The sequence below is a fragment of the Paenibacillus anseongensis genome (assembly GCF_009757995.1).
Taxonomy (GTDB): domain Bacteria; phylum Bacillota; class Bacilli; order Paenibacillales; family NBRC-103111; genus Paenibacillus_E; species Paenibacillus_E chondroitinus.
Genome location: NZ_WSEM01000008.1, coordinates 770,729 through 788,009 on the forward strand (window position 1 = coordinate 770,729; position 17,281 = coordinate 788,009).

At 46.0% G+C, this 17,281-nt stretch carries 16 protein-coding genes; 2 read left to right on the plus strand and 14 right to left on the minus strand.

Annotated elements, in window-relative coordinates:
• Window positions 1-98: 98 nt before the first annotated feature.
• On the plus strand, window positions 99-1,370 hold the full coding sequence (locus GON05_RS11040) for an ATP-binding protein (protein WP_181646262.1): 1,272 nt from the start codon (window positions 99-101) through the stop codon (window positions 1,368-1,370).
• Here the strand turns inward: GON05_RS11040 and GON05_RS11045 are convergent.
• The 10 genes from GON05_RS11045 to alaS all read right to left on the minus strand — a co-directional run bounded on the left by GON05_RS11045 (window position 1,353) and on the right by alaS (window position 13,224).
• Window positions 1,353-3,170: a peptidoglycan D,D-transpeptidase FtsI family protein gene (locus GON05_RS11045; protein WP_157319176.1), complete on the minus strand. Its 1,818-nt coding sequence runs from the start codon at window positions 3,168-3,170 to the stop codon at window positions 1,353-1,355. The genes GON05_RS11040 and GON05_RS11045 overlap by 18 nt on opposite strands.
• A gap of 149 nt (window positions 3,171-3,319) precedes the next feature.
• The gene (locus GON05_RS11050; protein ID WP_246238976.1) at window positions 3,320-5,497 is read right to left on the minus strand and encodes a methyl-accepting chemotaxis protein; all 2,178 of its coding nucleotides are present in this window, start codon (window positions 5,495-5,497) and stop codon (window positions 3,320-3,322) included.
• Window positions 5,498-5,684: 187 nt separating this feature from the next.
• Complete coding sequence (locus tag GON05_RS11055) at window positions 5,685-6,968, minus strand: peptidase U32 family protein (RefSeq protein WP_157319177.1); 1,284 nt, start codon at window positions 6,966-6,968, stop codon at window positions 5,685-5,687.
• Between the two features lie 26 nt (window positions 6,969-6,994).
• The gene (locus GON05_RS11060; RefSeq protein WP_309491796.1) at window positions 6,995-7,924 is read right to left on the minus strand and encodes a peptidase U32 family protein; all 930 of its coding nucleotides are present in this window, start codon (window positions 7,922-7,924) and stop codon (window positions 6,995-6,997) included.
• 38 nt (window positions 7,925-7,962) lie between these two features.
• Window positions 7,963-9,063, minus strand: coding sequence for an endolytic transglycosylase MltG (mltG, locus tag GON05_RS11065; RefSeq protein ID WP_157319321.1), 1,101 nt, complete (start codon window positions 9,061-9,063; stop codon window positions 7,963-7,965).
• Between the two features lie 118 nt (window positions 9,064-9,181).
• A complete protein-coding gene (locus GON05_RS11070) occupies window positions 9,182-9,478 on the minus strand; it encodes a DUF1292 domain-containing protein (protein WP_127455358.1) in 297 nt (98 codons plus the stop codon).
• Window positions 9,475-9,783, minus strand: a complete 309-nt coding sequence (locus tag GON05_RS11075) for a DUF1292 domain-containing protein (RefSeq protein WP_056610485.1) — start codon at window positions 9,781-9,783, stop codon at window positions 9,475-9,477. The genes GON05_RS11070 and GON05_RS11075 overlap by 4 nt, the downstream gene beginning before the upstream one ends.
• Window positions 9,784-9,789: 6 nt before the next feature.
• A complete protein-coding gene (gene ruvX, locus GON05_RS11080; protein WP_127455357.1) occupies window positions 9,790-10,206 on the minus strand; it encodes a Holliday junction resolvase RuvX in 417 nt (138 codons plus the stop codon).
• Between the two features lie 17 nt (window positions 10,207-10,223).
• Entirely contained in the window at window positions 10,224-10,484 is a 261-nt protein-coding gene (locus GON05_RS11085) for an IreB family regulatory phosphoprotein (RefSeq protein ID WP_028555746.1), read from the minus strand.
• Between the two features lie 112 nt (window positions 10,485-10,596).
• The gene (alaS, locus tag GON05_RS11090; protein ID WP_157319178.1) at window positions 10,597-13,224 is read right to left on the minus strand and encodes an alanine--tRNA ligase; all 2,628 of its coding nucleotides are present in this window, start codon (window positions 13,222-13,224) and stop codon (window positions 10,597-10,599) included.
• 461 nt (window positions 13,225-13,685) lie between these two features.
• Between alaS and GON05_RS11095 the strand changes: the two genes are divergently transcribed.
• Window positions 13,686-13,910, plus strand: a complete 225-nt coding sequence (locus tag GON05_RS11095; protein ID WP_157319322.1) for a DUF3951 domain-containing protein — start codon at window positions 13,686-13,688, stop codon at window positions 13,908-13,910.
• Between the two features lie 240 nt (window positions 13,911-14,150).
• Here GON05_RS11095 and GON05_RS11100 read toward each other — a convergent pair whose 3' ends face one another.
• The 4 genes from GON05_RS11100 to GON05_RS11115 all read right to left on the minus strand — a co-directional run bounded on the left by GON05_RS11100 (window position 14,151) and on the right by GON05_RS11115 (window position 17,279).
• Window positions 14,151-15,221, minus strand: coding sequence for an AI-2E family transporter (locus GON05_RS11100; RefSeq protein WP_127455355.1), 1,071 nt, complete (start codon window positions 15,219-15,221; stop codon window positions 14,151-14,153).
• Between the two features lie 148 nt (window positions 15,222-15,369).
• Entirely contained in the window at window positions 15,370-15,570 is a 201-nt protein-coding gene (locus tag GON05_RS11105) for a hypothetical protein (protein WP_079419326.1), read from the minus strand.
• A gap of 10 nt (window positions 15,571-15,580) precedes the next feature.
• Entirely contained in the window at window positions 15,581-16,102 is a 522-nt protein-coding gene (locus tag GON05_RS11110; protein WP_157319179.1) for a PRC-barrel domain-containing protein, read from the minus strand.
• Between the two features lie 28 nt (window positions 16,103-16,130).
• Window positions 16,131-17,279 carry a cysteine desulfurase family protein gene (locus tag GON05_RS11115; protein WP_157319180.1) on the minus strand — a complete coding sequence of 383 codons (1,149 nt, stop codon included), beginning with the start codon at window positions 17,277-17,279 and terminating at the stop codon, window positions 16,131-16,133.
• Between the last annotated feature and the right edge of the window lie 2 nt (window positions 17,280-17,281).

The window sequence follows — 17,281 nt, forward strand, 5'->3', positions numbered from 1 at the left end:
TAGGATACATTTCGAAGGAATTCCAAGTTTTGTGTCGAATAAAAATCTGTGTCGAATAAAAAGTGGAACATCAAATTTTTGTTAAGTAGGCGAGATCTTTGAACATTTTTGACGATTTACTCCTGAATATCCTTGTTTTAACCGTCCCCATTGTTTTAACTCACATCTTTTGGCTCGAAAAACCCGGCTCTCTAGACAGTTACGATAAATATCGTCAGGTATTTCTTATATTTATCTGCACACTAGCCGCCATTTTTTGCGTGACCCATCCTTTTTTTAAACCCATAGGCAATCATTTCGATCTCCATATTATTCCTGTACTCATCGCTTTCTTATATGGCGGTATACGCTCAGGACTAGCGGTTTCCGGATTCATACTCGCCTATGTGTACATCATGAACGGCCCGAATTTCGTGTGGATCGTCACCTTATTAGCTCTTCTCATCCCCTTCATTGTAGCTTTCATTGCGCTGAGCAATTGGAAGCACCTAACCCCCAAAGTGATGTTTCCCACCCTGCTTGCTTTCATCAGCGCTCTAGCAACTTTCTGTATCACCCTGCTGTATAGAGTCGGTTCTTTTGACACCGTAGATCGTACCTTTTTGCTATATGGAATATTGTATTGTCTCGTTCACTTATTTACGATGTGGCTCATTACGTACTTAATTGCCCGAATCCGCGAAAATATCACATTGCGCCAAGAAATTCAGCGCTCTGAGAAGCTCAATGTCCTCAGTGAATTGGCGGCTTCAGTCGCCCATGAAATTCGTAACCCCATGACGGTAGCCAGGGGATTCATGCAAATCCTCAGTCAATCTCAGGTCACTGAAGAGAAGAAACATATATACACTGCCATGGTCATCGAAGAAATTGACCGCGCCCAAAGCATTATTACCGACTACTTGTCCTTTGCCAAACCCGAGGCTGAGAAGCTTGAACCGCTTAACTTATCTGACCTGTCATACAAACTGAGCAATCTGATACTTCCATATGCCGCAATGCGCGGGGTTGATGTCCAAATCGATATGAAATCCCCGTTAGTCATCCAAGCAAATGAAGAAAAAATCATGCAATGCCTGCTCAACCTGTCCAAAAACGGTATTGAGGCAATGACAAACGGAGGAGCACTGCAAATCATAGGCTTCAAACGAGGACCCCACATTATTCTGCAAATTAAAGATACAGGCATCGGTATGACAGCTGAACAGATCAACCGCCTTGGAACCCCTTTTTATTCCACCAAAAACAAAAGCACTGGACTCAGTATGATGGTCTCCTATCGCATCATTCGCACCTTAGGAGGACTCATTGAAGTTACGAGCGAGCCCAACCAAGGTACCTGTTTTACAATATCACTGCCGGCTGTTTGATTGGCTTGCCAGAATATCCATAATCCCTTTGAACAAAGGTATGGCCTTGTTGCTTTCCGTTGGATCCGTATTTTTGATAACAACAGATACTGCATACTTGGGAGAAGCCGCCGGGCCATATCCGATAAACCATTGATTCACCTTTTCCTGCTTGCCGACCATCGTTTGAGCCGTACCGGATTTCCCTGCGAGCTGCCACTTTGCATCCTTCAACCCTTGGCCGGTTCCTTCGGTCACGACTTCTCTCATCCAGCTCAAAAGCGTACGGCTTGTCGCGGCGGACACGTATCCCTCTTCATCCTTTCGCGTTTGCGGTTCAAATTTTTCCATCACGCGATCGGTCTGGTAGCGGATTTCTTGAACCACTCTCGGCGAGTAGCCTTTTCCATTATGCAGTAAAGTAACAATCATATTAGACGCCTGCAAAGGGGTCATCATCACGTCTCTTTGCCCGATGGCTGTCTGCATAAGAACACCTTCATCATCGTGCGGCGTATGAGCGCCAAAGAGCTGTCCAGTCTCTTCGCTATCTAATTGATGGAGAAGGATCTTCGTGTCCGTCTTCCCTGTCCATCCCACTTCATCCAGCACACCAAGCTTATGCGCGAAGCTTTCCAGTTGGCCAGCCGTTAAGCGCTGCATGACTTTGGCAAACACGATGTTGCAGGACTGAGCGAACCCTTGCTCCAAGGTTAAGGGACCATGTCCTTCTTTCCTCCAGCAGGTAAAACCGTACTTGCCAAGAGCTCCTTCACAAGTGAATGTCTCTTTGGGATTAACCACACCTAAATCCAGCGCAGCGGCTGCCACTACGGTTTTGAAAATAGAACCGGGAGCCGTTGCTTTAACCGCATAGTTGCTCCAGCTTTTACTTGCAAGATCCACGGATGTCGGATCATAGTTGGGTCTGCTCGCCATGGCGACGATATCGCCTTGTGCGACTTCCTGAACGACGGCAGCACCGTCCCGGATTTTCAATTTATCCATTAGCGCCTCAATTTGCTGTTGAACGTTTACATCAAGAGTCGTAACTAACTTAACGGGATAAAAAGCATTATTCGGCGCAATCATACGCGCATCCAGTCCGGTTAACGGCCTTTTGCCGGCATCCATAAAATAAGAGATCGATGTCTCCCCGATGCCGCGAAGCCAGAGATCGAAGGTCTTCTCAAGGCCCGCTCCGCCAATCTTCGTTGTTAGCGCGACCTTGCCTTTTTCCAGATCCGCGCCGTATAGGTTCATTACACGATCCGGATTTTGCCCAATGAAGCCGATCAACTGCCGCGCAGTCATCCCGCTCGGATAGCGATCTTCCATCTGCACCACCTTCACATTCGGCAAGTTAAGTGCTTCAATCTGCTCTTCCTGCCCATCCGTTAACGCGACAGGTTTGCCCCCACTGGCTTGACTCCACACTTGCGGCTCTTTCAGATCCTTGGTGAATACACGCCAAGACTCCGCATTCGTCTGCAAAATCCGGACAAGCTGATTTACCTGCTGCTGGCTTGCTTGAAGATCATTGTTGATGGGAAACACAACGAGGGATTTCACAATCTTTCCTGTCATCGGCTGCAAATTCCGATCCAATATTTCGCCTCGGCCGCTCTCCAGCACTAGCGCACGCTGTCTTTGAACGACTGAGTTTTTAAGCAAATTAACGCCGTGTGAACTGTAATTTTCCGTTGCTGCAATTTGTATCCAGAACAGCTTACCCGTTATGCCAATAAACAGGAGTACGATGGTAAGAAGAACAAGAAAAATACGGCGTTTTTCAAATGAAGATAATTGTTTGACCCTCATACATCTAACTCCTAACGATGTCATTCATCCTAATCTTAGATGTTATCAGTATCGTCACTCCTGCACGTAGACAAACCGTCGATGCACCTTCTTAAAAATAAAAAGAGCCCACCCTCTTAAACAGAGAGTGGACTTCGAATTGTATACAACTAGACTTCGAATTTGGATAACGTGTCGGTAAGTGATTTGGAAAGTAGATCCAGCTTGTCCGACAGCTTCACTAAGCCATCGCTGATGCTAAGCTGCTCGGAGCTCAAGGAAGCAACTTCCTCTGAAGTAGCAAGAGATTCCTCCGCTACCGCACTTACATTTGTCATAGCGTCCGAAAGCACGACTTGCGATTGTTCCAAGGTTGAGATCGAATCGCTGACCGTGCTGAGCTGCTCAATGAAGCCGCCCATGTGGTTCGTTACTTGTTTGAAAATAATATCGGCTTCTTTCACCGCCAGGATCTGTTCTTTGAAGATCGGCGTAGCTGTGGAAAGCACCTTCACCGTTTCATCGATTTCTTTCTGAATCGTTTCGGTGATTTGACCTACGACATCAATCGATTGACGGGATTGGTCTGCCAGCTTCCGAATCTCATCCGCAACAACCATGAAGCCTTTGCCCGCAGCTCCGGCACGCGCAGCTTCAATTGTCGCATTCAAGGACAAGATATTCGTTTGCTTCGTCATATTATTCAGAACATCCAGGATTTTACGAATCGAACGTGTGCTGTCTTTCAAGTTGTCGACTTTATCCACCATGGAACGGATCATTTCTTCCGTCAAGTTCGTCTTCGAAATGAGCTCGGACATATATTTCGTTCCTTGCTCACTGGAGCTCTGCACATCCGCTGCAGCTGTTCCCATCTCCAGGTTGGCTTCGATAACCTGTTTCATCTGGATACCGATATGATGCGTCAGCTCATTGCCTCTTTCGGACTCTGTCGCCAAACCTCCGGCACCGTTGGAGATTTCATCCGTAGCTACAGCAATTTCTCTAGCCGCAGTAGCCGTCACCTTGGAGGAGTTCGTTAACTCTTGTGCCGTTTCAAAAACCGCTTGCGCAGAGGTACTGGTTTGTTGCACCAACGTTGTAATCTGCTGCATCATCACATCGAAGCTTGCGCCCAACTGACCAATCTCATCTTGCGTTGTATAATTGGCACGCACGGTTAACTTGCCTTTAGCGCCTTGCTGCATCAAGTTGCGAAGATTAATCAGCGGTCGTCCAATCATTCTGGCAACGAATAATCCGATTAACACTGCCGCAATAGCCGCAAATAAAGCGATTAAGAGCGTGTAATTGAAAATCTTCTTAGCATCCTTCACAAGCGAGCTAACTGGAATATCCCCTACTAGATTCCAACCGGATAAAGTTGATTTGTAATAGGCTACCAAATGATCATCTTTTGTTACAAAAGAGCCATTTTCTTGATCCAATTGCTCTTTCGTTAACTGGATGGCTGCATCTTTTTCGAGCTCAGTAATATCTGCAGAGGCAATATTCTTATTCTCAGCATTCGTAATGACAACCTTGCTGTCATCTCCGAGAGACATGCCCGTAATTTCTTTATTCAAGAGATCTGTGCTAAGCTCCAGCATTAACACAGCAGTCGTGCTATTCGTTAATGTGTTTCTCATCAGACGGCCAATGGCAAATGTATTCGTGGAAGAGCTGGAATAACCTTTAACTTTACTATCCAACCACGCTACTTTTCCCCCATTGTCCACAATTTTCTTAAACCAATCGGTCGATCCTGAATTTTCGCTTAGCGTACTTCCACCAGAGCCCGTAATAACAATCAGCTTGCCGTCTGGCCGATAAAGATGAAGCGTTTTAATCGACTTGTTAGCGAAGGTCACCACATTTAATTTATCCGTTAATTGGCGAACAACTTCCAGTGATTCATACGAAGTAGGATCTAACGTAGGAACTTTCTCCAGAAGGTCCTGCAGCTCTTTGTTCAGCATAATTTGTAAAGATGTGTCTTCGAACGTCTGATAAAGGAAATCCAGCTTCTGGCCTGCTTGTGTGACTGTTTGCAAGGAGGATTCTGCCACTTTGTTCTTAATGACATTTTTGGACACGCTGTAAGAAATCATACCCACAATGAGAACGAAGAACAAAATGCTGATAAAAAACATTAAAAACAGCTTCATGCCTACGGACTTCACCGGATTTTCCAGCTTAACCTGCCTCATTTCTTTGAAAGCGACTGTGCCCATTTCCTTAGATGTCTTTCCTGCCGCTCCCGCCACGCGACCCCATGGCACATTTCGGAGTGTTTGCGCGACAGCTTTGTTTACAAATGCGAGAATACTTTGGAGTCTCTTCTTCATCTTTTCACCGCCATTAGTTTCTGTTCATTGTACCCGTACTTTCGTCCTAAAATGAAAAGGGTTACAATTCATGTTTTTTATTCAATTCGACAACATTTAACAATTTCCTTTAATATTCGCTCTAAACGAAAATAAAAAAAAGAAACTTTCTCCAATATAACCCAGTCTGGAGAAAGCTTCCATGGTACTATTTTCCTGTTTTCTTACGCATCATATCCCACTTATTTACAGGAAATTCTGTTTTTAGTTTAATGACTTGAAGCGGATGCCTTGCTGCATCCAGCTCCTGCCTCTCTTCATTCCAGATGACGCCAACCTTTTGTTTAAAATGCGTTCCTTCTGGTCCAAAGAATTCAATTTCCTGTCCTGGCTTGAAATGATTTCTTTGCTGAATCAGCGCAGTGCCCGTTGCCTCGTCATAAGACAGCACCAGACCGACAAAATCAAAGCCAACCACTTTATCCTCCGGTTCGAAAATATGATCTTCAGGACCGGGCGTATCGTAGAAGAAGCCCTCGTTCAAAGGACGGTTCGCCGCTTTATGGATCTCCTCCTGCCAAACAGGATTGAGTTTGAAGTGTTCCGGATCCTCAAAGTAAGCATCAATCGCCTGTCGGTACGCATTAACAACCGTCGCTACGTAATGAATGCTCTTCATTCTTCCTTCGATTTTGAAGCTGTCTACACCGGATTCAATCATATCGGCGATATGCTCGATCATGCTGAGATCCTTCGATCCCATCGTAAAGGCATCATCTTCATCGCCAAACAACGGCAAATCCGTCGCCAGTGGCGCTGATTCCGGCTGATCTTTGGCAAACAGATCATATTTCCAGCGGCATGATTGCGAACAGCCTCCTCGGTTGGAGTCACGATCCGTAAAGTGATTGGAAAGCACACATCTGCCAGAGTAGGAGCTGCACATCGCGCCATGAATGAAAGCTTCAATCTCAACATCGACATGCGCTTTAATTTGATCAATTTCTTCCATGCTGACTTCACGAGCCAGAACGACGCGTTCAATGCCTTGGTCTTTCCAGAACTTCACGGTTTGCCAGTTCATCACCGACTGCTGTGTACTCACATGAACTTCCAGCTTAGGCGCCACTCTTCGGCAGGTTTCCATAATTAGCGGGTCCGCTGCAATGATGGCTGAGATACCAACCTCTTGTAGACCTCGAAGGTACTCATCCAGCCCTTCAATGTCTTCGTTATGTGCATAAATGTTCGTTGCTACGAACACTTTGGCTCCGTACCCGTTCGCAAACTCAACTGCTTCACGCATTTCTTCAAGCGAAAAGTTGTCTGCACTGGAACGGAGACCATACTTCTGTCCGCCAATATATACCGCGTCAGCCCCGTAATGAATAGCAAATTTCAATTTTTCCAAATTGCCCGCAGGGGCAAGTAATTCCGGTTTATGCAGTCTAACACGCTTCCCTCTCGCACGTGCTTCTAATGCTGTCGTCATCTCGAAAACGCACCTTCTTCCATCTATCAATATACCTGTTCTTTATAGAAAAACCCGTACGACAATTCGCGTTCAGGGTCCTGCAATTCTGTTATCGCATCCAGCCATTCTTGCTGGAATTCAAATTCTTCCGGGTTTGCGGCATAAGCGTCAATAACAGCACGGTAGCTGCGAACAACCGTTTCGTTATACGCGGTCGATTTCAGATGACCTTCGATTTTGAAGCTATCGATCCCGCCGTCCATAAGCTCAGGCAAATTCTCCAGCATGCAAAAATCCTCAGAACTCATGATATGCGTACCATTACTATCCTCATACACAGGGTAACGCTGATCACGGCGCTCGTGCTCGATAAGGAACAGTCCGCGTTCAATGGAACGATCCTCCGTGGATGCATCTTTCCCTTGGTGTTCGATATAATTTTTCACTAGCTCTCGCTTAGAGTGATAAATATTGGTGATCCCATGCACTTGAACTTCAACCGCTAACTCCGTATTCTCTTTAAAAGCTAATACCTGCTCCATATTCAGCTCTCTAGCCAGTACAACGCGGGTTGCCCCCTGTCTGCCCCAATAATTCGCAGTTGCGAAATTGGTAGAAGTCATCTCCGCGTTCCAGTGCAGCGCTAGCGGCTTTGGTAACGTCCGCGCAGCCATGAGGACTGCAGGATCACCGAAAATAACACCATCCACGTTGCATGCCTGCAGCTTGCTTAAATAGTCTGACAGGCCCTCCAAGGAGTTGTTGTCAAAAATTTTGTTCACCGACACATACACCTTTGCCTGTTTCTCGTGCGCCCAAGCTACTGATTCTTCAATCTCCTCTAGCTTCACGTTTCCAGGCAAACGCATAGCGTAGCGCTCTTCTCCAATTATGACACTGTCCGCGCCAGCTTCAATCATTGTTTTCAATTCAGCGACATTGCCGCAGCTTATTACTAACTCTGGTTTTTTCACTTGCTTACCCTACCTTCTGTCAGCTTCCTAACGTGGTATTAATTCGCGGCCTTTTTACTTTCCGCAATATTTTTCTTGTGTTCTTCATAGGTCTCCGCAAACAAATGCCCTTTCGTGCCGTCTTTCTTTGTTACATAAAACAAGTACTTCGTTTCTTGCGGATAAATCGCTGCTTTCATCGAGGCGAGGCTCGGACTGGCAATTGGCCCCGGAGGCAGCCCTGTATTCAAGTACGTATTATAAGGGCTTTGTATTTGCAAATCCTTTTCCAACAACCGATCCTTGGACTTATCAAACAAATATTGCACCGTTGCATCAATTTGCAGGGGCATGTTCTGTTTCAACCTGTTTTGGATAACGCCGGAAACAAGAGCCCGCTCTTCATCCACAACAACCTCTCGCTCAATTAAAGAAGCGATCGTCAGCATCTGATGCACGCTAAGTCCACGTTCTTTGAGTTTATCCTTCCAGTCCGGCGGCAGCGTTGCAAGCTTCTTGTCCAATTGCTGCAGCGTTCGCTCAACGAACTCCTCTTCCGTCGAACCCTTCTTAAACTCGTACGTTTCCGGGAACAAATACCCTTCAAGCCGGTGCTTCAAATTCTTATTATCCGGAATGCCGCTCGCGGCGGTATCTTCCGTCAAGCCTGCAGGCGCATCTGCCAGCTTCAAGAACACATCTTTGTTCCATGGCGTCTGTTCACTTAATTTGGAAGCAATTTGATCAACGGTGTATCCCTCAGGAATCGTTATACGAATAACCTCTTCCTTTACCGTTTCCCCTTTATTCAGCTTTTCAATCATCTCATCAAAGGTTAAGCCGGGCTTCATGTCATATTCGCCGGCTTGAAACCTGGAGCCTTGCTTTTTAACTTTTAAATAATACGTAAAAATGGATGAGTTCTTAATAAGGCCCTTTGTTTCAAGCTCTTTCGCGATTTGTACAGATCCGGCGCCTGGGGGAATGGATACCCTCACTTCTTGCTCCGAGGCTTCAACCGGCTGCAGGCCGTTCGCAATATATAATCCTATACCGCTTGCTGTCCCGATAATAATAAGCAGAAACGTACCCACTATAAGAAGTGTTAGCTTCAGTTTCTTTGTTTTCGTCGTCTTCCCTGCGCTTTCTTGATCAAGCATGTTGTTCACGATGATCCTCCTAAACGTTATGCAGCAGCAAAAAAAACAAAACTTTGCTATCGCGAGCTCTCCAAGCAAACAAAAACGAGCGGATGCGCTCCGCTCGGTTGTTTGCTTCTTACAAGTCATCCTGATCTGGAAATACCATCTCATCGTAGAGCTCCGAAACAGTCTCGTATTCGTCGTCATCTTCGATGGTTTCCAGCTCGTATTCGCCGTCCGCATTCTGCGTCACCCGGAAAACCGCAACCTCGTCTTCCTTCTTGAGTTCATCGGATTGCAAAACCGCATACGTTCTATTGTCATAAACGAATTCTTTAAGAAGATGATAAACCGTTGATTCATTTTGCTCATCAAACAAAATAATATCATCCCCGTAAGCTTTGCGCAATACGTCAGAAAGCGTCGTACTCATGCTTCTTCTTCCTCATCGAATTCTGCCATTAATGTGTTAAATGTTTCTTCCACGATATTCCACTCTTCTTCATCATCGATGGTGAACAGCTTCAAGTCTTCGCCGTCATCATCTTCTTCATAACGGAAGGCATACACTTCGTCGGATTCTTCGTCTCCTCCGTCTGTAGGCACCACCATCATGTACTTCTTGTCAGAACCGTCCACTTCGAATTTCATGATAACCTCGAACTCTTCTTCGTTGCCTTCATCGTCCGGGATGTAAATGATTTCTGGTTCCTCTTCACGCAATTCTTCTTTGGACATGTTCATTCACCTCTTCATATTGGCATCCATATACCCTTGCAGGATGATTTGCGCGGCCATTTTATCAATGACCTGCTTCCGCTTCTTCCGGCTCACATCTGCTTCAAGCAGTGTGCGAGTCGCAGCAACGGTCGTTAGACGCTCATCCCACAAGTGTACGGGTACACTTAGTTTTTGTTCTAACTCTTTCGAAAACTCGATGGCCAATTCGCCACGAGGACCAATCGTGTTGTTCATATTTTTGGGTAAGCCAACGACAATTTGTGTAACACCGTACTGCTCGACAATTGCAACCAGCCGGTCAATGTCTTCTCCTGGCTTACGACGATGTATGACTTCCAGCGCTTGTGCGGTCCATCCCAACTCATCGCTCATCGCTACACCGATCGTTTTATCCCCGTAATCCAAGCCTATCCATCTCATGCGGTTCTCATTTCCTTCTATTTGTGTTGACCCAGATAAGCGCGAACCAACTCTTCAATCAGTTCGTCGCGTTCCCGTTTACGAATGAGGCTGCGCGCATTATTATGCCGTGGAATATAAGCAGGATCTCCGGAAAGCAAGTACCCGACAATCTGGTTGATCGGATTATACCCTTTTTCCTGAAGAGCATCGTACACCGCTAATAACACATCTTTGGGCGATGTCTCAATTTCTTCTGCTTTCACGTTGAACTTCATCGTTTTATCCATGGAACTCATCAGGAGCACCTCACTTTCCTTGTGATACCATTTGTAAAAATTTGAAAACTGTTCGTGTATACTGGTTTATATTCTCTATGGGTTTAAAAATTCCTGTCCCCCAAAAAAATAATTATGCAAATTGCGACAGAAGTCCCTCAACGCCGGAAAGTGCAGCCTGCAATTTGGAAGCGTCTTTACCGCCTGCTTGGGCCATATCCGGTCGGCCTCCACCGCTTCCGCCAACTGCTGCAGCTACTTCTTTAATAATTTTGCCGGCATGGAAACCTTTTGCAACAAGATCCGGTGTAACAGCTGCAACCAAATTGACTTTATCGTCAGCCACAGCGCCTAGAACGATAACAGCAGATCCCAGTTTCGTCTTCATTTCATCGACGATGTTACGAAGTGAATCCATATCCGCTGCGTTCACTTGAGCAGCTAGCACCGAAACACCGGCAGCTTGCTTCACTTGATCCGTTAAGGATCCCGCTTCAATGCGGCCAAGTTTGCCGCGCAGCGACTCGTTCTCACGTGCCAGCTCTTTCACTTGCTGCAGTGCCGCTTCTACACGTTTCGGAACGTCTTGAACGTTCGATTTGAGCATGCCTGCTGCTTCTTTGAGCAATTGCAGCTGCTGGTCAAGGTATTCATACGCGCTGCGGCCAGAAACTGCCTCGATCCGACGTACGCCGGATCCAATACCGGATTCGCTCACGATTTTGAATAGACCGATTTGGCCCGTGTTCTGAACGTGACAGCCGCCGCACAGCTCTAAGCTGTAATCGCCGACTTGCACGACGCGCACGATATCGCCGTACTTCTCGCCGAATAGTGCCATTGCTCCCATCGCTTTCGCATCAGCAATTGGTTTCAATGAAATTTCGACATTGATGTTATTCCAAATTTGACGGTTCACGCGCTGCTCAACATCCTGCAATTCTTCGCTGCTAATGCTGCCGAAATGTGAGAAGTCAAAACGCAAACGATCCGGTTCTACCAGGGAGCCTGCTTGGTTAACATGCGAGCCCAGAACTTCTTTCAGCGCTTTATGCAGTAAATGCGTAGCCGTATGATTCTTGATGATATCGCCGCGCTCAGCAGATGCTACGATAGCCTCTACCGTGTCGCCTCTGCGTAGAACGCCAGACTCCACTACGACTTTGTGAACATGCTGCCCATGAGGCGCTTTAATAACGTCTTCAACCTTCAGTGTAACTTGGCTGTTGCGAATGGTTCCGAAGTCGCTCACCTGGCCGCCGCTTTCTGCATAGAAAGGTGTGCGGTCCAGAATAACCTGGCAAGTCTCACCTACGCCAACGATGTCGACAAGCTCATTTTCATGAACAATAGCTTCAATATTAGCAGTAACTACCAATTCATTATATCCAACAAATTCGCTTTTAACCGTCAATTCGGACAGCGGGCCGCCTTGAACCTTCATTCCGCCTTCTTTTTGACTAGCTGCTCTTGCACGGTCACGCTGTTCCTGCATCGAAGCGTCGAACCCTTCACGATCAACCGTCAAGCCTTTTTCTGAAGCAAAATCCTCCGTCAAATCGAACGGGAAGCCATACGTATCATATAGTTTAAAGGCATCCGGTCCGCTGATTTGATTCGTACCGGCTTGACGCGTCTTTTCGACCATCTCCGCCAGGATGACCAAACCATCGCTTAACGTTTCATGGAAACGCTCTTCTTCGGTACGGATAACCTTCTCGATAAATTCACGTTTGTCTACAACCTCAGTATAGTAAACGCCCATGATTTCAGCGACGGTAGCAACCAGTTTGTACAGGAACGGTTTATCTTGGCCAAGCACTTTGCCGTAACGCACAGCACGGCGCAGCAAACGGCGGATCACATAACCGCGTCCTTCATTAGAAGGAAGTACGCCATCGCCAACAGAGAAGGCCACCGTACGAATGTGATCGGCGATTACTTTCAATGCCACATCGTGATCATCGTTTACATGATACTTCATACCTGTAAGCTCGCAGGTTTTATCGATAATCGGTTTGAACAGATCCGTGTCAAAGTTGGAATCTACGTCTTGCAGAATCGAAGCGAAGCGCTCCAGTCCTGCGCCTGTATCAATGTTTTTGTTAGGAAGCGGTGTGTAGCTGCCGTCCTTATTATGGTTGAACTGTGTGAATACAAGGTTCCACACTTCCAAGAAACGTTCGTTTTCTCCCCCAGGCCAGCACTCCGGATCGGATAAATCACCGTATTTGTCGCCACGGTCATAGAAAATTTCCGTACAAGGACCACATGGACCTTCGCCGATGTCCCAGAAATTATCTTCTTTGAGCTTGTAGATACGCTCTTCCGGGATACCGATTTGTTTGTGCCAAATCTCAAAAGCTTCTTCATCATCTTCGTGCACGGTAACGGAAATACGATTCGGATCAAAACCGATCCATTGCGGATCCGTCAAAAACTCCCATGCCCATGGAATGACTTCTTTCTTAAAGTAATCACCGATAGAGAAGTTCCCTAACATTTCGAAAAATGTATGGTGACGGCGCGTTTTCCCGACATTCTCAATATCGTTCGTACGAATACATTTCTGAGCATTCGTAATACGCGGATTTTCCGGAATTTCCCGTCCATCCAAATATGGTTTTAACGGCGCAATACCGGCGTTAATCCAGAGCAACGACGGATCATTATGCGGAACAAGCGAAGAGCTGGGCTCTACTTTATGCCCTTTACTTGCGAAGAACTGCAACCACTTGGAACGAATTTCACTTGCCTTCATCTCACTCAAGCCTCCATATTTACCTATAATGTTTGAAAACAAACAAAAAACGCCCCTGTAACATACAGGGACGAATCATCGCGGTACCACCCTGGTTATTGCGTTTCCCTCCTACCGAACCTGCGGCAGAGGAAATCAGGCAATCTCCTTGTGCGGATCTGTAACGGGTCCATCCGGTGGAGTTCATCCACACTCCGAAATTAGCTTTCAGCCATCCTAGCACCGAGAGGTTCTTCCAGCCGGATTCGCGCAAAAGCCGCTCACCGGAACCTCATCTCTGACAGTGGACTATGACTTACTTCAATTTCATCAACGCTTTTGCAGTAGATCTAGATAAGGCAAATTATAACTTTATGCCTGAACCGTGTCAATATTGATCCCTGTTCATGGAACCAGTTTGGAGTGGGCATCGTAAGTACATTACAATATCGTTCCAACAAACTCGTGAGGAAGTGATGCTAATGGATTTCTCAACACTTACGCTGCTAGGGCTAATTACACCTGTTTTTGTTCTCGTCATCTACATCATGGCCAAAACACTCATTAAGAAGGAAATTCCGGATAGCAGATATAATCCTTTCGATTATATAACAGGTCAAACCCGCGTTGAATTTCAAGAGCAAAAAGAGGAAAAAGAAGAAAATACTGATCAAGGAGACGACAAAGATAAAGGATTAAAATCATAGTTGACAATCGTTCTCAATGGCGATATACTAAATTCATTGATAATGATTTTCATTATCGAATGAAGTAACATAGAATCAACGTTTAATTCATTCCGTAGCCCATTCGATGGTTTACGTATGCCACACCCTTTAATATCCTCAACCCTCGTGCAAAACCCCTGTGTACCATGATCCCGCAAGTCATGATGCACGGGGGTTTTGTGCGTCTTTTTATGCGCTTAGCCCTATCCTTGGAAGCAGCTATGTCGTGGGTTTATGGACATAATGCAAGAAAACGTGCTGAATGATCACCTTCATGACCGCGAAGAAGGGCACCGCTAGGATGAGTCCCACTATACCCGCTACTTCCCCTCCGACCAATAACGCAAAGATAATAACGAGTGGATGCATATGCAGCTTTTTGCCTACCACTTGCGGCGAAATGACATTCCCCTCAAGAATTTGCACAGCTAAATTCACAATCGCGACGAACAGCACCATTTTTAGCGAAATCGTTGAAGCCATAATGATCGCCGGCGCGGCTCCAAAAAACGGCCCAAGGTAGGGAATAATATTGAAAACCGCCACAACACTGGCGAGTAAAAGCGCATATGGCATACCAATGAGCCAATACCCCAAATAGGCAAGCCCCCCGATAATAACGCAAACCAACAACTGGCCGCGAATATAATTCCCAAGCGCAGTATCGATATCGATGAGAAGCTTAACTGTTTTCTTGCGATGCTCCTTCGGTACGATGGCAAGCGCCGTCTTCTCGATGATTTGAAAATCTTTCATAATATAAAAAGCAACGAACGGCACGATAAAAGCGATAAACAGCATGGAAATCGTGCTTCCAATTTGATTCATGTAGTTCGATATCGCCATGGAAATGCTATTTTCCAACTTCGTTAACGAGTGGTTAAAGCCGTCTCGCACACTGTCCGGCAGCAGTCTGTTCTGGTTAAATCCGTCCACAATCGACTGCGCGCGAATTTCCATCTGCGGCATGTGCTCGTTCAACTCCGCAATTTGCGTCATAAATACGGGAGTCATATTCATGATAATGACCGTGAGCGAGGATATAAAAACACAATAAATCAACAGCACGGCAATCGTTCTCGGCACTTTGCGCTGGTTCAGCATGTTAACGACCGGGTTCAAGATATAGGAAATAATTACCGCGATGAAAAATGGCGCTAATATCGCTTTTAAAAAAGTGAATAAGCTTAGTAAAATCGGTTTTATCAACAGCAGCATATAGATACATGCCAGTGCCAAAAGCAAATACACCAGCCCTACAAACCATCGATTTCTCCAAAAACGTTCCATCCCGTTCACCCCAGTGATTCTAAATATGTCCACGCTCATACAGTATATGTACATGCTGGTCAAATTAACCTTGTAGACAAAAACAAAGAGACGCTACTTCACAAGCACAGGTGTGCCCATAAGTAACGTCTCCTGTTTGCTATTATGATTAATTTGCGTGTTCTTGGATCAATGGCATTTCTTCTTCAAAAAATAAATCATCCAGAGAACTTAGCGTTCCGTCTTCTTCTACTTGATACACGGACATTTTCTCTCCGTTGACGCTGAGTTCGATAAAGCAACCCCAGCAATAAAATTGGTGCGAACCGATTTTTCCAATATCTTTGGAATTACAGTTTGGACAACGCATCTTGCTCACCCTATTCTTCTTTGGATACGAAGAGTTCTTCTACTTCCTGAGAGCAATGTACAGGCACTATAATGGCATCTTCACCTTTGGTTGCCGAATCCGGCATGGGAAGCCATTTACGCCCTTCCTTTAAATCAGAAATAAACCCTTCGGACAATTCATAACCTACTATTTGTTTACCCCAATCTTGCGTTAAATAAACATCTTCCACCACGCCTAATTTGTCTCCGCCGACAGTAACGACAGGAAGACCTTTAATCGGGTGGCTTCCTTCCAGAAAAGCATGGCATTCAACTGCCTGCTCAAACTCGACTATGACATTTTCGTTCGGTATGGTAACGGCATCTTCACCTGCAGCGACAACTCCATCCCACGGTACGTACCGTAAGGAGGAAAACCACATCTTTGCTTCTAGAATAATGCCTCGTATGTTCCATTCAGGGTCAATCATCAAATCTTTCACTTGGCCTAATTGTTTACCGGAATCTACCGTCAGAACGGGAAGTCCGATCAAATCATGCGCTCTGCGCAAGGTGCTTTCCTCCTAGAACCACCCGGTACTAATTATTACGCAGCCGTTTGACAATGGTTGCAATTTTCTGGGCAGCTGTTTCAATTTGATCTTTAGAATTCCCCATTCCAAAGCTAAATCGAACGGCAGAGGCAGTAACATTTTCTGGGAGTTTCATTGCTTGTAGAACGTGAGACACTTCAAGTGAACCTGAGGTGCACGCAGAACCGCTTGCTGCAGCCACATCTTCCAGGTCAAGATTCATAAGCAGCGTCTCTGTGGATACGCCAGGAAAGCTGATGTTCAGAATATGTGGAACTTGTTGTTCGGCATGTCCATTTATCGTAAATTGATCACGGCCTATTTGCTGCTCCAAGCTAGCAATCATACACTGTCTAAGCTCTGCAGCTTGCTCGTAAAGGGTTTCCGTCTTAGGGAGAATCATCTCCATGGCCTTGGCAAACCCTGCTATGGCAGCTACATTCTCCGTTCCCGCGCGGCGTTTTCTTTCCTGCGCACCGCCAAATACATGAGGAACCAGCTTCGTATTCTTGGACACATACAATGCACCCACACCATTAGGACCATATATTTTATGAGCAGACAAGCTAAGCAAATCAACCGGCAGTTCATGAAGATTCAGCGGCAATTTACCTAAAGCTTGAACGGCATCAACATGAAAAGGAATATTCCGGCTTCGTGCTAACCGGCCAACTTCTGCAATCGGTTGAATCGTGCCTATTTCATTATTCACATACATGATAGAGATGAGAGCCGTATCGGGACGAATAGCCGACTCCACATCTTCGACTTGAATAAGACCAGTCGGACCTACTGGAAGATAAGTGACCTCGTAACCGAGGCTCTCCAGCCGCTCACAGGGATGCAGGACAGCATGGTGCTCAATCTCTGTCGTAATGATATGTTTCTTGCCATTATTGTTCGCATGGATGATCCCAAAGATCGCCATATTGTTGCTTTCAGTCCCGCCGCTCGTAAAGATGAGTTCACCGGGCAGACAGCAAAGTGACTTCGCCATCGCGTCGCGAAAGCGGTTCAGTGCTGTTCTCGTCGCTCTGCCGAAGCTATGCGTGCTGGAAGGATTGCCAAAATAAGCTGTATAAAAAGGAAGCATAGCTTCCATAACGTCGGGATGCACCGGCGTGGTCGCCGCGTGATCAAGATAAATTGGATTCATAA